Here is a 16,429-nt window from a genome sequence, read left to right on the forward strand (position 1 = left end):
ATTGGCACAAGGCTCAGGGGCCTGTTCGCCGGCAAGCCGGCTCCTACGGAGGGGGCGTTACGTCTGGTTTGGCCCTGTAGGAGTTGGCTTGCCAGCGAAGGCGCCGGCCGGGTTGGCACAAGGCTCAAGGGCCTGTTCGCCGGCAAGCCGGCTCCTACGGAGGGGGGCGTTACGTCTGGTTTGGCCCTGTAGGAGCTGGCTTGCCAGCGAAGGCGCCGGCCGGGTTGGCACAAGACTCAAGGGCCTGTTCGCCGGCAAGCCGGCTCCTACGGAGGGGGAGGGCTGCGGAATGACAACGGCCGTCTCGAGGACGGCCGTTGGGGAGCGGGGCCAATCAGCGGCGGGTCAGCAGGACCCCGGATTCCATGTGGTGGGTCCAGGGAAACTGGTCGAACAGCGCGCAGCGGGTGATGCGGTGGCTGTCGTGCAGCTGGGCGATGTTGGCCGCCAGGGTCTGGGGGTTGCAGGAGATGTACAGGATGTTGTCGAAGCGCCGGGTCAGTTCGCAGGTGTCCGGGTCCATGCCGGCCCGGGGCGGGTCGACGAATACGCTGCCGAATTCGTAGCTCTTGAGGTCCACGCCCTGCAGGCGGCGGAACGGCCGAACTTCGTTCAGGGCTTCGGTCAGCTCTTCGGCCGACAAGCGCACCAGGGTGACGTTATCCACAGCGTTTTCGCTGAGGTTGCTCAAGGCCGCATTCACCGAGGTCTTGCTGATCTCGGTGGCCAGCACCTTGTGCACCCGGGTGGCCAGGGGCAGGGTGAAGTTGCCGTTGCCGCAGTACAGCTCCAGCAGGTCGTCCTGGCGCTCTCCCAGGGCTTCAAAGGCCCAGTTGAGCATCTTCTGGTTCACCGTGCCGTTGGGCTGGGTGAAGGCGCCTTCGGGCTGGCGGTAGCTGAAGGTACGCCCGCCGACTTCGAGCTTTTCCACCACGTAGTCCTGGCCGATGACCTCGCGCTTGCCCTTGGAACGGCCGATCACGCTGACCTTGAGGTCGGCGGCCAACTGGCTCGCGGCCTTGTGCCAGTGCTCGTCCAGCGGGCGGTGGTAGCACAGGGTGATCATCGCGTCGCCGGCCAGGGTGGTGAGGAACTCCACCTGGAACAGCTTGTGGCTCAGCGGCGCGCTGGCTTGCCAGGCGGCCTTGAGCCGGGGCATCAACTGGTTGATGCGCTGGCTGGCGATGGGGAACTCCTCGATGAGGATCGGTGTGCGCTTGTCGTCCTGGGAGAACATCGCGTAGTGCCGCTCCCCGGCCTCGCGCCACAGGCGGAACTCTGCTCGCAGGCGGAAGTTCTGCAGGGGCGAGTCGAAGACCTGGGGCTCGGGCGCATCGAAGGGGGCCAGCAGGTCGCGCAAGCGCGCGACCTTGTCATTCAACTGGGTGGTGTAGCTTGCGGCGTCAAAAGTCATGCGGGGTAACCGAGCTTGATCACGAACAGGATCGACAGGATCACCAGGGGCGCGTTCAGCTCACGGGCACGGCCCGACAGCAGTTTGATCACGGTCCAGGCGATAAAGCCGAAGGCGATGCCGTTGGCGATGGAATAGGTGAACGGCATGGCCAGGGCGGTGACGACCACGGGAGCGGCGACGGTGATGTCTTCCCAGTCGATTTCCGCCAGGCCCGAGGTCATCAGCACGGCGACGAACAGCAGGGCCGGTGCGGTGGCGAAGGCGGGCACGCTGGCTGCCAGTGGCGAGAAGAACAGCGCCAGCAGGAACATGATCGCCACCACGATGGCGGTCAGGCCGGTGCGGCCGCCGGCGCTCACGCCCGCCGCGGATTCGATGTAGCTGGTGGTGGTCGAGGTACCCAGCAAGGAACCGGCCATGGCGGCGGTGCTGTCGGCGATCAGCGCCCGGCCCATTTTCGGCATGTGGCCGTCCTTGCCCATCAGGCCGGCGCGCTTGGCGACGCCGATCAGGGTGCCGGAGTTGTCGAACAGGTCGACGAACAGGAAGGCGAAGATCACGCTGATCAGGCCGATATCCAGGGCGCCCTTGATGTCCAGTTGCAGGAAGGTCGGGGCCAGGGACGGTGGCATCGAGGTCACGCCGCCGAACGGGGTGACGCCCATGAGAATGGAGACGATGGTCACCGCGAGGATGCCGATCAGCACCGCGCCGCGCACTTTCAGGGCTTCCAGGGCCACGATCAGGGCAAAGCCCAGGGCCGCGAGGATCGGGGCCGGTTTGCTGAGATCGCCCAGGCCCACCAGGGTCGACTCGTTGCCCACGACGATCTGGGCGTTATGCAGGGCGATCAGCGCCAGGAACAGGCCGATACCGGCGGCAATGGCCGAGCGCAGGGGCAGGGGGATGCTGTTGATGATCCATTCGCGGATGCGGAAGATCGACAGCAGGAAGAACAGCACCGCCGAGATGAATACCGCACCCAGGGCTACCTGCCAGGTGTGGCCCATGTGCAGGACCACGGTGTAGGTGAAGAAGGCGTTCAGGCCCATGCCCGGTGCCAGGGCGATCGGGTAGTTGGCGATCAGGCCCATGACGGTGGAGCCGATGGCCGCCGCCAGGCAGGTGGCAACGAAGATCGCGCCCTTGTCCATGCCCGTCTCGCCGAGAATGCTCGGGTTGACGAAAAGGATGTAGGCCATGGCCAGGAAGGTGGTCACGCCCGCAAGAATCTCGGTGCGCACGTTGGTGTTGTGTGCCTTGAGTTGAAACAGCCTTTCCAGCATGTCTGCTCCCCGTGGCGCCGCCGGGCGCCGTGAATGTATCGACTCCAACAGCAAAGCACAGACTTTATAAGGTGCCTGCGGATTTGCTCTGGGTCGGAAAAAGCCGCGCATCATACCAGCAGCGTGGGCCAATGGCTGCGATCGTCGGCGATGTTTTGCCGCGCTGGCAAGTAGCGCATACTGCGCCCTGGTTTTAGGGGGGATTTATGCGCAGCACAGTGAAAATGACAGCCCTGGCATTGCTCGGCGCGACAGCCTGCTGGCTGGCGGCCCCGGCCATGGCGCGCTCGGCCCCGCCGCTGAGCCGGGTGGAGATTCTCAAGGTGCTGTCACCTTCCTGCGGCCTGGAGGATGTCTCCGACGGCCGTGAACGGACCCAGTGCGATCACAACGGCCCGAACATCAAGGTCTACGTGCTGGAGATCGGCTACGGCCGCGAGCCCCATGTGACCCTGGACGGCTTCGAGGTCGATGGCACCCGTTCGCCGGTGTGCGAGGACGGCTCCAGCTATGTGCCCTGCGGCAACTCGGGGACTACCGTCGGCTATGTCTATGTCTTCGACCTGGCGGGCAAGCAGGAGGGCACTTTCAGCTTTCGCAACACCTCGCTCAACGCCCCGGGCAACAGCCTGGGCGCGCAGATCTACATCAAGTGACGGTGCCCTGAACGGCAGCCGGTAAAGCTGACTAAGCTCTAAAGACCTCCACGCGGAGTCATCCCCATGACCTTCAGAGCCCTGGTCACCCTTGCCGAAGGCATCGACGACCTGCAAAGCGTGACCCTGATCGACGTACTGCGCCGTGCCGAAGTCGAAGTGCTGGCCTCCAGCGTCGAAGGCCGGCGCATGCTCACCTGTGCCCGGGGCACCCGCTTGACCGCCGACGCCATGCTGGTGGACGTGCTGGCCCAGCGCTTCGACCTGATCGTATTGCCCGGCGGCGCGGTGGGCGCGCAGCACCTGGCGGCCCATCAACCGCTGCAGCAACTGCTCAAGGATCAGGCCGCAGCGGGGCGCCTGTTCGCCGGCATCGCCGAAGCCCCGGCCCTGGCCTTGCAGGCGTATGGCGTGCTGCGCCAGCGGCGCATGACCTGCCTGCCCAGCGCCAGCCATCATCTGCTGGGCTGCACCTTTGTCGACCAGCCGGTGGTGGTGGACGGTAACTGCATCACCGCCCAGGGCTCCGCCGCGGCCCTGGCGTTTGTCCTGGCCCTGGTGGAAGCGCTGTGCGGGCGCGCCAAGCGCGCCAAGGTGGCAGCAGAGCTGCTGGTTTAGGGCTCAGCCAACATGGGCCACGATGGGCTCGATCAGCGGTTGCAGTTCCTGCTCGGTGTGCCAGATGTCGTAGTCGGCCTGCACCGCCAGCCAGACCTTGGCCTTGCCGATTCCGGCACGTTCCAGCTTGACCGCCAGTTCCGCGCGGATTGGCGCATGGCCGTTCAACACCTTGGACAGGTGCGGGCGGGCATAGCCGATATGCCGCGCCAGCTCCGTCACGCTGATGCCCAGCTCAGGCAAGACATCCAGGCGCAGGGTGTCACCGGGGTGGGGCGGGTTGTGGATGGGCATGATCCTGCCTCCTGTTCAGTGGTAGTCCAGATAATCGACCAGTTCGATATCCGAACCTACGAAACGAAAGATCACTCGCCAGTTGCCGGACACCACCAAAGACCAATAGCCGTGCAGGTCGCCCTTGAGTGGGTGCAGCCGCCAACCCGGCAGGTTGAGGTCTGCCGGTTCGCTGGCGTGATCCATGAACGACAGCTGGCGGGCCAGCCGGCGTGCATGCTCAGCCCGTATTCCACGAGTCGATCCGGTTTCATAGAAGGCGCGCAGGCCTTTGTGCTGAAAGGACTTGATCATGGGGAGCGAGTGTAAGGCGATACCTTACACTCTTCGTAGCGGTTTTGTATTGCAGAGAATGATCAACAACCTGTTACGAGGCCCCCCACGGGGCGTTTCTCTGTCGCAGCTCGGTTCGGCAAGGAGTCGGGCACGGGGCTTGTGAACGGGTAACAAAGGCTAACCAGCCGCTTGTTGCACCGCCCGTCCCATCACCCCTATAGTTCGCGCCGTCGCTGCCAATTCAGCGGCCGGGTTTGGTCACCCGAAATTAGAAGGCGCACGCGCCACCCTGGTTTGCAGGCACTTTTTCGTGTCCGCACGCTTAATGGTGGGCTGTGCGCGGGACACCTTCGGGTGTGCCGGGTGCCTTCTTCCCGGTTGACCAACCTGTGCACAGTCCGCCACCCATCGTTTGGTCACGATTGGGGCGGTCATTCATAAAGAAGGATCTAATGATGAATACCCCGGAAACTGTTGCCCACTATGTACCGCTTAAATCCAACATAAGCCGGCCAGGTGTATTTTTTATCAACGCCAACGCCTCCCCTGAGGCGCTGCACGAAGCCGCCGAGCAACGCATGCGCACGGCTGCCAATCTGCTGGAAACCCTCTGCTGCCTGAACTTCAGCCACGGCGATGTGAAGGACATCCCCCACATCATCGACGTGCTCTATGTACTGACCCAGGATGGTTGCGACCTGCTGGAGGCGGCGAAATGGCGATCCTGTGCTGAGGCTCAGCCCAGCCACTGAGGCTTGAACCTGGCCGCGCCTGCCCGGCGCGGCTTCAGGCCTTAGGTTGCTCGACCCGTTCGATCATCCGATCGCGCTGGGCCAGGGTCGGGAACAGCTTGATCCAGACCCCGGTCACGACCAGCGTGCCGACCCCGCCCAGCACCACCGCCGGCACCGTGCCGAACCAGTGGGCGGTCAGCCCGGATTCGAACTCCCCCAACTGATTCGAAGCGCCGATGAACAGGCCGTTCACCGCGCTGACCCGGCCGCGCATGTCGTCCGGGGTCTCCAGTTGCACGAAGGAGGCGCGGATCACCATGCTGATCATGTCCGCCGCCCCCAGCACCACCAGCACCGCCAGGGAAAACCAGAACGAGGTCGAGAGGCCGAAGGCGATGGTGGCCACGCCAAACACCCCGACCGCGGTGAACATCACCCGCCCGACCTTGCGCTCGACGCTAAAACGCGCCAGCCACAGGGACATTAGCAAGGCCCCCACCGCTGGCGCCGAACGCAGCAGCCCCAGGCCCCAGGGGCCGGTGAGCAGGATGTCCTTGGCGAACACCGGCAGCAGCGCGGTGGCGCCACCCAGCAATACCGCGAACAGGTCCAGGGAGATGGCGCCGAGGATGTCCGGGCGGCTACGGATGAAGCGGATGCCCGCCAGCAGCGAATCGAGGGTGGCCTTGCCCTTGTTCAACGGGGTCTGCCGGGCCGGCAGGTTGAGCATCAGCACGCAGGCGATCAGGTACAGGACCACGGTGGGGCCGTAGACCCAGACGCTGCCGAAGGCGTACAGCAGCCCGCCCAGGGCCGGGGCGACGATGGTCGCCGACTGCTGCGCCGATTGCGCGGCGGCCACCGCCCGGGGAAACAGCGCCGCGGGCACGATGCTTGGCAGCAGGGCCTGGGTGGTGGGCATTTCGAAGGAGCGGGCGCCGCCGAGCAGGAAGGCCAGGATGAAGATCATTTCCCGGGTGACGCTGTCGGTCAGGCTGCCGACGGCCAGGGCCAGGGCGATCAGGGCCTGCAGCGACTGGCAGATGGCCGCCACCCGGCGCCGGTCGTAGCGGTCGGCCACATGCCCGGTGTGCAGCATGAACAGCACCCGCGGGGCGAATTCCACCAGCCCCACCAAGCCCAGGTCCAGCACATTGCCGGTCAGTTGGTAGAGGTTCCAGCCAATGGCCACGGTGAGCATCTGGAAGCCGCTGGCGGTAAAGATCCGGGCCAGCCAGAACGCGATGAACGGACGATGGTGACGGAGCAGCAGAGGGGCTTGGCTGGGCATCGGGCGGTAGATCTGAGCGGGAGTGCCACGAGATTATCACCAAGGTGTAACCAATAGTTGCGGCCCGGGGAAAATTCGTTAGCCGCGCATCTATCTTGTTTTCGCTCGAACACCTGGTCGCGAACCCTGTAGCCGCTGCCGCAGGCTGCGAACGGCTCCGAAGGAGACGCCAGGATCTTGAATGCGCCGCAGGCTCGACGGGAAATCACCAGCCAAGGCCCTGCGGGCCTTTTTGCAGCTCAGCAGCGGCTACAGGCGTTTTGTGTGGGAAAAAGCCGGGAAAACCCCGGGCTTGAGAGGGTGAGGCAAGCTGTCACGCGGCAAATAACCACAGAGTTGCATGGCGAAATTAGGACTACTCTTTCAACGTTGCTTGATCCAGATCAAAACCTTTTTGCAAAGGCTGATGTGGTGGCCCAAGTGCCAGACTCCCTGCGTAGCGATGGTTTAAAAAAGAACGAATCCGAATTCGCCGCACTCCATATCCGTGGGGGCAGTGGGTGCAGGCCTCTGGCCGGCAGCCGGTATTACCTGATAGAGGAAAGCTTATGTTCGGTTTAGAGGCTCTTGATCTCGCCCGAATTCAGTTCGCGTTCACCATCTCGTTCCACATCCTGTTCCCGGCGATCACCATCGGCCTGGCGAGCTACCTGGCGGTGCTCGAAGGCCTCTGGCTGAAGACCCGCGACGACACCTACCGCGATCTCTACCATTTCTGGTCGAAGATCTTTGCCGTCAACTTCGGCATGGGCGTGGTCTCCGGCCTGGTGATGGCCTACCAGTTCGGCACCAACTGGAGCCGCTTCTCGGACTTTGCCGGGTCCGTCACCGGCCCCTTGCTCACCTATGAAGTGCTCACGGCCTTCTTCCTGGAAGCCGGTTTCCTCGGGGTGATGCTGTTCGGCTGGAACAAGGTCGGGCGCAAGCTGCACTTCTTCTCCACGGTGATGGTGGCCATCGGCACCCTGATCTCGACGTTCTGGATCCTCTCGTCCAACAGCTGGATGCAGACCCCGCAAGGCTATGAAATCGTCAATGGCCAGGTGATCCCGGTGGATTGGCTGGCGGTGATCTTCAACCCGTCATTCCCCTATCGCCTGGCGCACATGGCTGTAGCGGCGTTCGTCGCCACGGCGTTCTTCGTCGGTTCGTCCGCAGCCTGGCACTTGCTGCGCGGGCGCGACAACCCGGCCATTCGTCGCATGCTGTCGATGGCCATGTGGATGGCCCTGATCGTGGCGCCGGTGCAGGCGGTGATCGGCGACTTCCATGGCCTCAACACCCTCAAGCACCAGCCGGCGAAAATCGCCGCCATCGAAGGCCACTGGGAAAACGTCGGCAACGAGCCGACCCCGCTGATCCTTTTCGGCTGGCCGGACATGAAGGCCGAGAAAACCCGCTTCGCGGTGGAAATCCCTTACCTGGGCAGCCTGATCCTCACCCACTCGCTGGACAAGCAGGTGCCGGCGCTCAAGGAGTTCCCGCCCGAGGACCGGCCCAACTCGACCATCGTCTTCTGGTCGTTCCGGATCATGGTCGGCCTGGGCATGCTGATGATCTTCACCGGCCTGTGGAGCCTCTGGCTGCGCAAGCGCGACACCCTCTATACCTCGCGCCCGTTCCTGTACCTGGCGTTGTGGATGGGCCCATCCGGGCTGATCGCGATCCTGGCCGGCTGGTTCACCACCGAGATCGGCCGCCAGCCGTGGGTGGTCTATGGCCTGATGCGCACGGCGGATGCCTCTTCCGGCCACAGCTTTGTGCAGATGAGCATCACCCTGGCGCTGTTCGTGGTGGTGTACTTCTCGCTGTTCGGCGTGGGTATCGGCTACATGATGCGCCTGGTGCGCAAAGGTCCGGTTACCAACGAAGGTGCCGAAACCAGCCACGGTGGCCCCGGCCAGAAACGCACCCCGGCCCGTCCGCTGTCCGCAGCCGACGATGACCACGACGCCGACCACGGCACCCGCCTGAACAAGGGGAACTGAGTCATGGGTATTGATCTTCCGCTGCTCTGGGCCGTGATTATCATCTTCGGCATCATGATGTACGTGGTCATGGACGGCTTCGACCTGGGGATTGGGATTCTCTTCCCGTTCGTCAAGGACGACCGCGACCGTGACGTAATGATGAACACCGTCGCGCCTGTCTGGGACGGCAACGAAACCTGGCTGGTACTGGGGGGCGCGGCGTTGTTCGGCGCCTTCCCGCTGGCCTACTCGGTGGTGCTCTCGGCACTCTACCTGCCGCTGATCCTGATGCTGGTGGGCCTGATCTTCCGCGGCGTGGCCTTCGAGTTCCGCTTCAAGGCCAAGGAAGACAAGCGCCACATCTGGGACAAGGCCTTCATCGGAGGCTCGGTGGCGGCAACCTTCTTCCAGGGCGTGGCCCTGGGGGCATTCATCGATGGCCTGCCGGTGGTCAACCGCCAGTTCGCCGGCGGTTCCCTGGACTGGCTGACCCCCTTCACCCTGTTCTGCGGCCTGGCGCTGGTGGTGGCCTATGCCTTGCTCGGTTGCACCTGGCTGATCATGAAGACCGAAGGCAAGCTGCAACTGCAGATGCATGACCTGGCGCGGCCCCTGGCCTACGTGGTGCTGGCGGTGATCGGCGTTGTCAGTATCTGGACGCCCCTGGCCCACGCCGAGATTGCCGCGCGCTGGTTCACCCTGCCGAACCTGTTCTGGTTCCTGCCGGTGCCGATCCTGGTGCTGGTGACCATGTACGGCCTGCTGCGCGCCGTGGCCCGCAACGCCCACTACACGCCGTTCCTGCTGACCCTGGTGCTGATCTTCCTCGGCTACAGCGGCCTGGGCATCAGCCTGTGGCCGAACATAGTGCCACCGTCGATCTCCATCTGGGACGCCGCCGCGCCGCCGCAGAGCCAGGGCTTCATGCTGGTGGGCACCTTGTTCATCATCCCGTTCATCCTGGGTTACACCTTCTGGAGCTACTACGTGTTCCGCGGCAAGGTCACCCACGAAGACGGTTACCACTAGGTAGGAGCCGGCTTGCCGGCGAAGAGGCCTTCGCGCCTTGCGCCGAGCTTGCAGTCGCTTTCGCTGGCACGCCAGCTCCTACGGGAATTCGGCTTAGGCAGGAGTTGAGGTCATGAGCGGTAAACACTCTTTGCAGGAAATCGAACAGGCGGAAAAGAAGCCGCTGTGGCAGCGCCTGGGTTGGCTGGTAATGATCTGGGGCGGCAGTGTCCTGGCCCTGTTCGTGGTCGCCAGCCTGATGCGCATGTTTATGAATGCCGCAGGCCTGACCACCCACTGATCATCCCATCCCGTTGCCTTGCGGCACGGTTTCAACCCTCCCTAGGTGGAGGGTTTTTTTTGCCTGTCGAAAAGGCCGCTGTGTTCTGGCGAGCCCTTACTTGCGGGCCTTGAGGATGACGAACTTGGGGGTTGCCGCCACTTGCTCGACGCCGCGGAACAGCCGCGCCAGCTTGCTGTGGTAGCCCAGGTGGCGGTTGCCGACGATGTACAGCGCGCCCCCTACCACCAGGGCCTCCCGGGCCTGCTGGAACATGCGCCAGGCAAGGAAGTCGCCCACCACCTGCTGCTGGTGGAACGGCGGGTTGCACAGCACCACCTCCAGGGATTGCGCTGCCTGGCCGGCCAGGCCGTCGCCGGCTCGCATTTGGGCTTCGCGCTCGCCCAGCACGGCCTGCCAGTTCTCCCGGGCCGATTGCACCGCCATGAAGGATTCGTCCACCAGGGTGTAATGGGCCTGGGGGTTGTCCAGGGCGCTGGCAATGGCCAGTACGCCGTTGCCGCAGCCCAGGTCCGCGACCCGGGCGCTGCCGAGGTTCTGCGGCAGGTGCGGGAGGAAGGCGCGGGTGCCGATGTCCAGGCCTTCGCGGCAGAACACGTTGGCGTGGTTGAGCAGCTCGATGGCCGGCTGCTCCAGGCGATAGCGGGTCGGGTAGGGTGACACGACGGGCTGCTTGTCTTGCGGCGTGGCAATCAGCAGCCGAGCCTTTTTCACCGCCAGCGAGGCCTGGACCGGGCCGATGTAGCGCTCCAGCAAATCACCGGCGGCGCGGGGCAGGTGCTTGACCATCGCCGCCGCCACTACCTGGGCGCCGGGGGCCAGTTGCCCTTGCAGGCGGATCAGTTGCTCTTCCAGCAGGGCCAGGGTCTTGGGGACGCGGATCAGTACCCGGTCGAAAGGGCCGGCCAGGGGCTCGCTGGCCGGCACCACGCGCACGGCGTCGAAGGGCAGGCCGTTGCGCACCAGGTTCTTTTCCAGGGCCAGGGCGCCCAGGTAGGAGTCGCCACTGCTGCTGACCTGGACCTTGCCCAGCAGGCTCGCGGCCAGGGCGCCGAAGCTGTCGTTGAGCACCAGCACCCGGGTGTCGCTGGCCGGTTGCTGTTCGGCCAGGTGATTGAGCAGGTATTCGTCCGCCGCGTCGAAGGCTTGCAGCGGCTCGTTCTGCTGTTCGGGCTGGCGGATCAGGTCGAGCTGGGCGAAGGGGCTTGCAAGCAGGGGCATGGGGCGGACTCTAGGTAATCGGTGAATGTCCCGGCGGTGGGGGTTGTCGAGCGCACGGGAACCCTCGGACAACGGCGGTGCGGGCTGTTCGAAGCGGGGCTAAATGGTACGTTTTTTTGTCGCTGATTGCCCGCGCTCTATGCCACTACAAACCGCCGGTGTTTCTGCACGGCGCTTTGCGGGACACTAGTGCATCGGTTTTGTGGAGCCTGTCATGACTGCCAGTGAAGAAAAGTACACCCGCCAGACCTTGCTCGAGGTCCAGCCCCTGACCTCCAGCCTGTTCACCCTGCGCACCACCCGGGATGCGGGTTTTCGCTTTCGTGCCGGGCAGTTCGCTCGCCTCGGGGTGACCAAGGCCGACGGCAGTACGGTGTGGCGCGCCTATTCCATGGTGTCGTCGCCGTTCGATGAGTTTCTCGAGTTCTTTTCCATCGTGGTGCCCGGTGGCGAGTTCACCAGCGAGCTGAGCCGCCTGGAAGTGGGGGACAGCCTGGTGGTGGATCGCCAGGCCTTTGGCTACCTGACCCTGGACCGTTTCGTCGATGGTCGCGACCTCTGGTTGCTATCCACCGGCACCGGGATTGCGCCGTTCCTGTCGATCCTCCAGGACTTCGAGGTGTGGGAAAAATTCGAACGCATCATCCTGGTCTACAGCGTGCGCGAGGCCAAGGAGCTGGCCTATCAGCAGCTACTGGCCGAGCTGCCGCAACGTGAGTACCTGGCGGAAGTGGCCCACAAGCTGCAATTCATCAGCACCGTGACCCGCGAGCAGCATCCGGGCAGCCTCAACGGGCGCATCACCCAGTTGATCGAGAACGGTGAGCTGGAGCGTGCCGCCGGCGTGGAGCTGAGCCCCGAGCACTCCCGGGTGATGCTCTGCGGCAACCCGCAGATGATCGATGACACCCGCGCCCTGCTCAAGCAGCGGGGCATGAGCCTGAGCCTGACCCGGCGGCCGGGGCAGGTGGCGGTGGAAAACTACTGGTAATGAAAACGGCGCCATCAGGGCGCCGTTGTCGTATCGCGGCATCAGCCTCAGGGCTTGTTGTTCTGAGCCTTGAGCAGATCGCGGATCTCCCCCAGCAGCTCTTCTTCCTTGGTTGGCACCGGCGGCAGCGTCGGGGCCACGGCCTCTTCGCGCTTGAGACGGTTGATCACCTTGACCCCCATGAAGATGGCGAAGGCAATGATCACGAAGTCGATGATGCTCTGGATGAACTTGCCGTACGCCAAGACCACTGCCGGCGTATCGCCCGCAGCCGCCTTGAGCGTGACCGCCAGATCCCCGAAGTTCACCCCACCGATCAGCAGGCCGATTGGCGGCATGACCACGTCGCCAACAAAGGACGAGACGATCTTGCCGAACGCGGCGCCGATGATAATACCGACGGCCATATCGACCACATTACCTTTGACCGCGAAGGCCTTGAATTCACTTAGCACGCCCATAGGTTATTCCTTGCTACAGATGAGGTTGGTTACGGCAGTGTAATTCAGCAAAAAGCATTTTGCCGAAACAACTTTTTACAGCTCGCGGGGTTATCGACCGATAAAGAGGCAAATAGTTTATTCAAAGTGCCATCAAATCGCGCGCGATATACCCCGCGCCCCAGGATATAACCAGTACATTCTGTCAATCGAGCGGTTACGGCCTTTCTATTTATCTTTCAAATATTTAGTCACTAGCCTCTAGCAGGCGCATCGAGATGCGCCTTATATAACTAGAGGAATACAACATGACCGCTTCTCTTGGCCTTGGGAGTCTTTCCCAGCGACGCATACTGGGCGTGCTTGCCGCCAGTATGCTCTCCCTTTCCGTACAGGCCGCCACGCTGACCCGCGACAACGGTGCGGCAGTGGGCGACAACCAGAATTCGCAGACGGCGGGCGCCACCGGCCCGGTGCTGTTGCAAGACGTGCAGTTGATTCAGAAACTCCAGCGGTTCGACCGCGAGCGCATTCCAGAGCGTGTGGTGCATGCCCGTGGCACGGGTGCCCACGGTACTTTCACGGTAACCGACAACCTCACGGACCTGACCCGTGCCAAGGTGTTTGCCGCCGGCGAAGTGACCCCGGTATTCGTGCGTTTCTCGGCGGTGGTGCATGGCAACCACTCCCCGGAAACCTTGCGCGATCCACGGGGGTTCGCCACCAAGTTCTATACCGCAGACGGTAACTGGGACCTGGTGGGCAACAACTTCCCGACCTTCTTCATTCGTGATGCCATCAAGTTCCCGGACATGGTGCATGCGTTCAAACCCGATCCGCGTACCAATCTCGACGATGACTCGCGGCGTTTCGACTTCTTCTCCCATGTTCCCGAAGCCACCCGTACTTTGACCGAGCTGTATTCCAACTCCGGTACTCCGGCCAGTTACCGGGAAATGGACGGTAATGGCGTGCATGCCTACAAGTTGATCAACGCCAAGGGCGAAGTGCACTACGTGAAGTTCCACTGGAAGAGCCTGCAAGGTCTGAAGAATCTCGACCCGAAACAAGTGGTGGAGGTACAGGGTCGCGATTACAGCCACATGACTAATGACTTGGTAACCCACATTAATAAAGGGGACTTTCCCAAGTGGGACTTGTATGTCCAGGTATTGAAACCCGAAGACCTGGCCAAGTTTGATTTCGACCCCCTGGACGCTACCAAGATCTGGCCCGGTGTGCCCGAGCGCAAAGTCGGGCAGATGGTGTTGAACCGCAATCCGGCCAACGTCTTCCAGGAAACCGAGCAAGTGGCCATGGCACCGGCCAATCTGGTGCCAGGCATCGAACCGTCGGAAGACCGCCTGCTGCAAGGCCGGGTGTTCTCCTATGCCGATACCCAGATGTACCGCATCGGCGCCAATGCCCTGCAACTGCCGATCAACGCGCCGAAGAACCCGGTGAACAACGGCAACCAGGACGGCGCGATGAACCTGGGCCACAGCAGTACCGGGGTCAACTACCAGCCAAGCCGCCTGATGCCGCGCGAAGAGCCGCAGACCGCGCGCTACAGCCAGATGGCGCTGGCGGGCAGCACCCAGCAGGCGAAGATCCAGCGCGAGCAGAACTTCAAGCAGGCCGGTGACCTGTACCGCTCCTTCAGCAAGAAGGAACGCCAGGACCTGATCGACAGCTTCGGCGGCTCCCTGGCCACCACCGATGATGAGAGCAAGCACATCATGCTGTCGTTCCTTTACAAGGCCGACCCTGAATACGGCACCGGGGTGACTAAGGTGGCCAAGGGCGACCTGGCCCGAGTCAAGGCCCTGGCGGCCAAGTTGAGCGACTGATCGAGCGAGCCTTACCCGTCACGCCCGCCCGGGCGTGACGTCTTTTTTCGACAGAGGAGTCGCGCCATGCGTCTTTTTATTGCGCTGCTGTCAGTGGCCTGGACGTTTGCCGCCTACGCGCAGCCCACGGCCGAAGCAGCGGTCGCCGTCGACCCGGTGGCGGTCAAGGTCCAGCTGGAAAGTTACTATTTCGATGCCGCCCGCCGTGGCGATGTGGAAATGCTCGATACCTTTATCGCGGCCGGCTATTCCCTCGATACCCAGGATGAAAAGGGCTACACCGCGCTGATCCTCGCGGCCTATCACGGCCAGGGCCCGGCGGTGGAGCGCCTGCTGGCCGCTGGGGCCAACGCCTGCGCCCAGGACAAGCGTGGCAACACGGCCTTGATGGGGGCGATATTCAAGGGCGAGGTGCAGATCGCCCGGCGCCTGCTGGCCGCCGATTGCAGCCCCGACCAGCGCAATGGCGCCGGGCAGACTGCGGCCATGTACGCCGGGTTGTTCAAGCGGGTCGAATTGCTTGATGCCCTGGCCGCCAAGGGCGCCGATCTGAATGCCGAGGACCCCCTGGGCAATAGCGCCACGCGCCTGGCCAGCGGGCAGATACGTACCGCCGCACCGCGCTGATCCGCGCCAGCTGAGCTATCATCGCGGTTTTTGCCGGGGGTTCAGATGGCCAAGGCCAAGCGCATGTACGGCTGCACCGAGTGCGGCTCCACCTTTCCCAAATGGGCCGGGCAGTGCGGTGAGTGCGGGGCCTGGAACACCCTGACCGAGACCATGATCGAAAGCGGCGGCGCAGCGGCACCTGCCGGGCGCACCGGCTGGGCCGGCCAGCAGGCGCAGATCAAGACCCTGGCGGAAGTCAGCGTCGAGGAAATCCCGCGTTTCTCCACCGCTTCCGGTGAACTCGACCGGGTGCTGGGCGGCGGCCTGGTGGACGGTTCGGTGGTGCTGATCGGTGGTGATCCGGGGATCGGCAAGTCGACCATCCTGCTGCAGACCCTGTGCAATATTGCCACGCGCATGCCGGCGCTGTACGTCACTGGTGAGGAATCCCAGCAGCAGGTGGCGATGCGCGCCCGGCGCCTGGGCCTGCCCCAGGATCAACTGCGGGTGATGACCGAGACCTGCATCGAAACCATCATTGCCACGGCCCGGGTGGAAAAACCCAAGGTCATGGTGATCGACTCGATCCAGACGATTTTCACCGAACAACTGCAGTCGGCCCCGGGCGGCGTGTCCCAGGTGCGCGAGAGCGCGGCCTTGCTGGTGCGCTACGCCAAGCAGAGCGGCACGGCGATCTTCCTCGTCGGCCACGTGACCAAGGAAGGCGCCCTGGCCGGGCCGCGGGTGCTGGAGCACATGGTGGACACCGTGCTGTATTTCGAAGGCGAATCCGACGGGCGCCTGCGCTTGCTGCGGGCGGTGAAGAACCGTTTCGGTGCGGTGAATGAGCTGGGTGTATTCGGCATGACTGACCGCGGCTTGAAGGAAGTCTCCAATCCTTCGGCGATTTTCCTCACTCGTGCCCAGGAAGAGGTTCCGGGCAGCGTGGTGATGGCCACCTGGGAAGGCACCCGGCCGATGCTGGTGGAGGTCCAGGCGCTGGTGGATGACAGCCACCTGGCCAACCCGCGCCGGGTGACCCTGGGCCTGGACCAGAACCGCCTGGCCATGCTGCTGGCGGTGCTGCATCGCCATGGCGGCATCCCCACCCACGATCAGGATGTGTTCCTCAACGTGGTGGGCGGGGTCAAGGTGCTGGAAACCGCCTCCGACCTGGCATTGATGGCCGCCGTGATGTCGAGCCTGCGCAACCGTCCGTTGCCCCATGACCTGCTGGTGTTTGGCGAAGTCGGCCTGTCGGGTGAGGTGCGCCCGGTGCCCAGCGGTCAGGAGCGCTTGAAGGAAGCGGCCAAGCACGGCTTCAAGCGGGCTATCGTGCCCAAGGGCAACGCGCCGAAAGAGGCGCCGCCTGGCTTGAAGATCATTGCCGTGACCCGCCTGGAGCAGGCGCTGGATGCACTTTTCGAGTAAGCATGCTGGTCTTTTTTGAAAGGAAGCAGGTGATAT

18 protein-coding genes are annotated in these 16,429 nt (G+C 63.6%); 11 read left to right on the forward strand and 7 right to left on the reverse strand.

Annotation, left to right across the window (positions count from 1 at the left end; genetic code table 11):
• Positions 1–334 precede the first annotated feature (334 nt).
• Positions 335–1,414, reverse strand: coding sequence for a tRNA (uridine(54)-C5)-methyltransferase TrmA (gene trmA, locus KCG88_RS29825; RefSeq protein ID WP_210713693.1), 1,080 nt, complete (start codon positions 1,412–1,414; stop codon positions 335–337).
• Complete coding sequence (locus KCG88_RS29830; protein ID WP_047289368.1) at positions 1,411–2,703, reverse strand: NCS2 family permease; 1,293 nt, start codon at positions 2,701–2,703, stop codon at positions 1,411–1,413. The genes trmA and KCG88_RS29830 overlap by 4 nt, the downstream gene beginning before the upstream one ends.
• Before the next feature lie 206 nt (positions 2,704–2,909).
• On the opposite strand from KCG88_RS29830, the gene KCG88_RS29835 reads away from it, so the two are divergent.
• Both KCG88_RS29835 and KCG88_RS29840 read left to right on the forward strand, forming a co-directional pair.
• On the forward strand, positions 2,910–3,359 hold the full coding sequence (locus KCG88_RS29835) for a DUF4879 domain-containing protein (protein ID WP_015637117.1): 450 nt from the start codon (positions 2,910–2,912) through the stop codon (positions 3,357–3,359).
• Between the two features lie 66 nt (positions 3,360–3,425).
• Entirely contained in the window at positions 3,426–3,977 is a 552-nt protein-coding gene (locus KCG88_RS29840; RefSeq protein ID WP_210713694.1) for a DJ-1 family glyoxalase III, read from the forward strand.
• Between the two features lie 3 nt (positions 3,978–3,980).
• Here the strand turns inward: KCG88_RS29840 and KCG88_RS29845 are convergent, their stop codons facing one another.
• Both KCG88_RS29845 and KCG88_RS29850 read right to left on the reverse strand, forming a co-directional pair.
• Entirely contained in the window at positions 3,981–4,271 is a 291-nt protein-coding gene (locus KCG88_RS29845) for a HigA family addiction module antitoxin (RefSeq protein WP_210713695.1), read from the reverse strand.
• A 15-nt stretch (positions 4,272–4,286) separates the two neighbouring features.
• On the reverse strand, positions 4,287–4,565 hold the full coding sequence (locus KCG88_RS29850) for a type II toxin-antitoxin system RelE/ParE family toxin (RefSeq protein WP_016966171.1): 279 nt from the start codon (positions 4,563–4,565) through the stop codon (positions 4,287–4,289).
• Positions 4,566–5,002: 437 nt separating this feature from the next.
• On the opposite strand from KCG88_RS29850, the gene KCG88_RS29855 reads away from it, so the two are divergent.
• Positions 5,003–5,299, forward strand: a complete 297-nt coding sequence (locus tag KCG88_RS29855) for a hypothetical protein (RefSeq protein WP_210713696.1) — start codon at positions 5,003–5,005, stop codon at positions 5,297–5,299.
• Between the two features lie 34 nt (positions 5,300–5,333).
• Here the strand turns inward: KCG88_RS29855 and KCG88_RS29860 are convergent, their stop codons facing one another.
• Positions 5,334–6,572: an MFS transporter gene (locus tag KCG88_RS29860; RefSeq protein ID WP_210713697.1), complete on the reverse strand. Its 1,239-nt coding sequence runs from the start codon at positions 6,570–6,572 to the stop codon at positions 5,334–5,336.
• A gap of 177 nt (positions 6,573–6,749) precedes the next feature.
• Here KCG88_RS29860 and KCG88_RS29865 point away from each other — a divergent pair, with 177 nt between their 5' ends.
• The 4 genes from KCG88_RS29865 to KCG88_RS29880 all read left to right on the forward strand — a co-directional run bounded on the left by KCG88_RS29865 (position 6,750) and on the right by KCG88_RS29880 (position 9,851).
• Positions 6,750–7,133 carry a hypothetical protein gene (locus tag KCG88_RS29865; RefSeq protein ID WP_210713698.1) on the forward strand — a complete coding sequence of 128 codons (384 nt, stop codon included), beginning with the start codon at positions 6,750–6,752 and terminating at the stop codon, positions 7,131–7,133.
• Complete coding sequence (locus KCG88_RS29870) at positions 7,121–8,560, forward strand: cytochrome ubiquinol oxidase subunit I (RefSeq protein ID WP_011063588.1); 1,440 nt, start codon at positions 7,121–7,123, stop codon at positions 8,558–8,560. The genes KCG88_RS29865 and KCG88_RS29870 overlap by 13 nt, the downstream gene beginning before the upstream one ends.
• A 3-nt stretch (positions 8,561–8,563) precedes the next feature.
• Positions 8,564–9,571 carry a cytochrome d ubiquinol oxidase subunit II gene (gene cydB, locus KCG88_RS29875; protein WP_011063587.1) on the forward strand — a complete coding sequence of 336 codons (1,008 nt, stop codon included), beginning with the start codon at positions 8,564–8,566 and terminating at the stop codon, positions 9,569–9,571.
• Between the two features lie 112 nt (positions 9,572–9,683).
• Positions 9,684–9,851, forward strand: a complete 168-nt coding sequence (locus KCG88_RS29880; RefSeq protein ID WP_011063586.1) for a DUF2474 domain-containing protein — start codon at positions 9,684–9,686, stop codon at positions 9,849–9,851.
• Positions 9,852–9,947: 96 nt separating this feature from the next.
• Here the strand turns inward: KCG88_RS29880 and KCG88_RS29885 are convergent, their stop codons facing one another.
• Positions 9,948–11,072: a methyltransferase gene (locus KCG88_RS29885; protein WP_015637112.1), complete on the reverse strand. Its 1,125-nt coding sequence runs from the start codon at positions 11,070–11,072 to the stop codon at positions 9,948–9,950.
• Between the two features lie 214 nt (positions 11,073–11,286).
• Here KCG88_RS29885 and KCG88_RS29890 point away from each other — a divergent pair, with 214 nt between their 5' ends.
• Positions 11,287–12,063, forward strand: coding sequence for a ferredoxin--NADP reductase (locus KCG88_RS29890; RefSeq protein WP_210713699.1), 777 nt, complete (start codon positions 11,287–11,289; stop codon positions 12,061–12,063).
• Positions 12,064–12,110: 47 nt separating this feature from the next.
• Here the strand turns inward: KCG88_RS29890 and mscL are convergent, their stop codons facing one another.
• Positions 12,111–12,524, reverse strand: coding sequence for a large-conductance mechanosensitive channel protein MscL (gene mscL / locus KCG88_RS29895; protein ID WP_011063583.1), 414 nt, complete (start codon positions 12,522–12,524; stop codon positions 12,111–12,113).
• A 287-nt stretch (positions 12,525–12,811) separates the two neighbouring features.
• Here mscL and katB point away from each other — a divergent pair, with 287 nt between their 5' ends.
• The 3 genes from katB to radA all read left to right on the forward strand — a co-directional run bounded on the left by katB (position 12,812) and on the right by radA (position 16,393).
• Entirely contained in the window at positions 12,812–14,353 is a 1,542-nt protein-coding gene (gene katB / locus KCG88_RS29900; protein WP_210713700.1) for a catalase KatB, read from the forward strand.
• A gap of 66 nt (positions 14,354–14,419) precedes the next feature.
• Positions 14,420–14,980: an ankyrin repeat domain-containing protein gene (locus KCG88_RS29905; protein WP_210713701.1), complete on the forward strand. Its 561-nt coding sequence runs from the start codon at positions 14,420–14,422 to the stop codon at positions 14,978–14,980.
• 45 nt (positions 14,981–15,025) lie between these two features.
• Positions 15,026–16,393: a DNA repair protein RadA gene (radA, locus tag KCG88_RS29910; RefSeq protein ID WP_011063580.1), complete on the forward strand. Its 1,368-nt coding sequence runs from the start codon at positions 15,026–15,028 to the stop codon at positions 16,391–16,393.
• The last annotated feature ends 36 nt before the right edge of the window (positions 16,394–16,429 follow it).

It is taken from the genome of Pseudomonas sp. MWU349 (assembly GCF_017947325.1).
In the GTDB taxonomy this organism is placed as follows: Bacteria; Pseudomonadota; Gammaproteobacteria; order Pseudomonadales; family Pseudomonadaceae; genus Aquipseudomonas; species Aquipseudomonas protegens.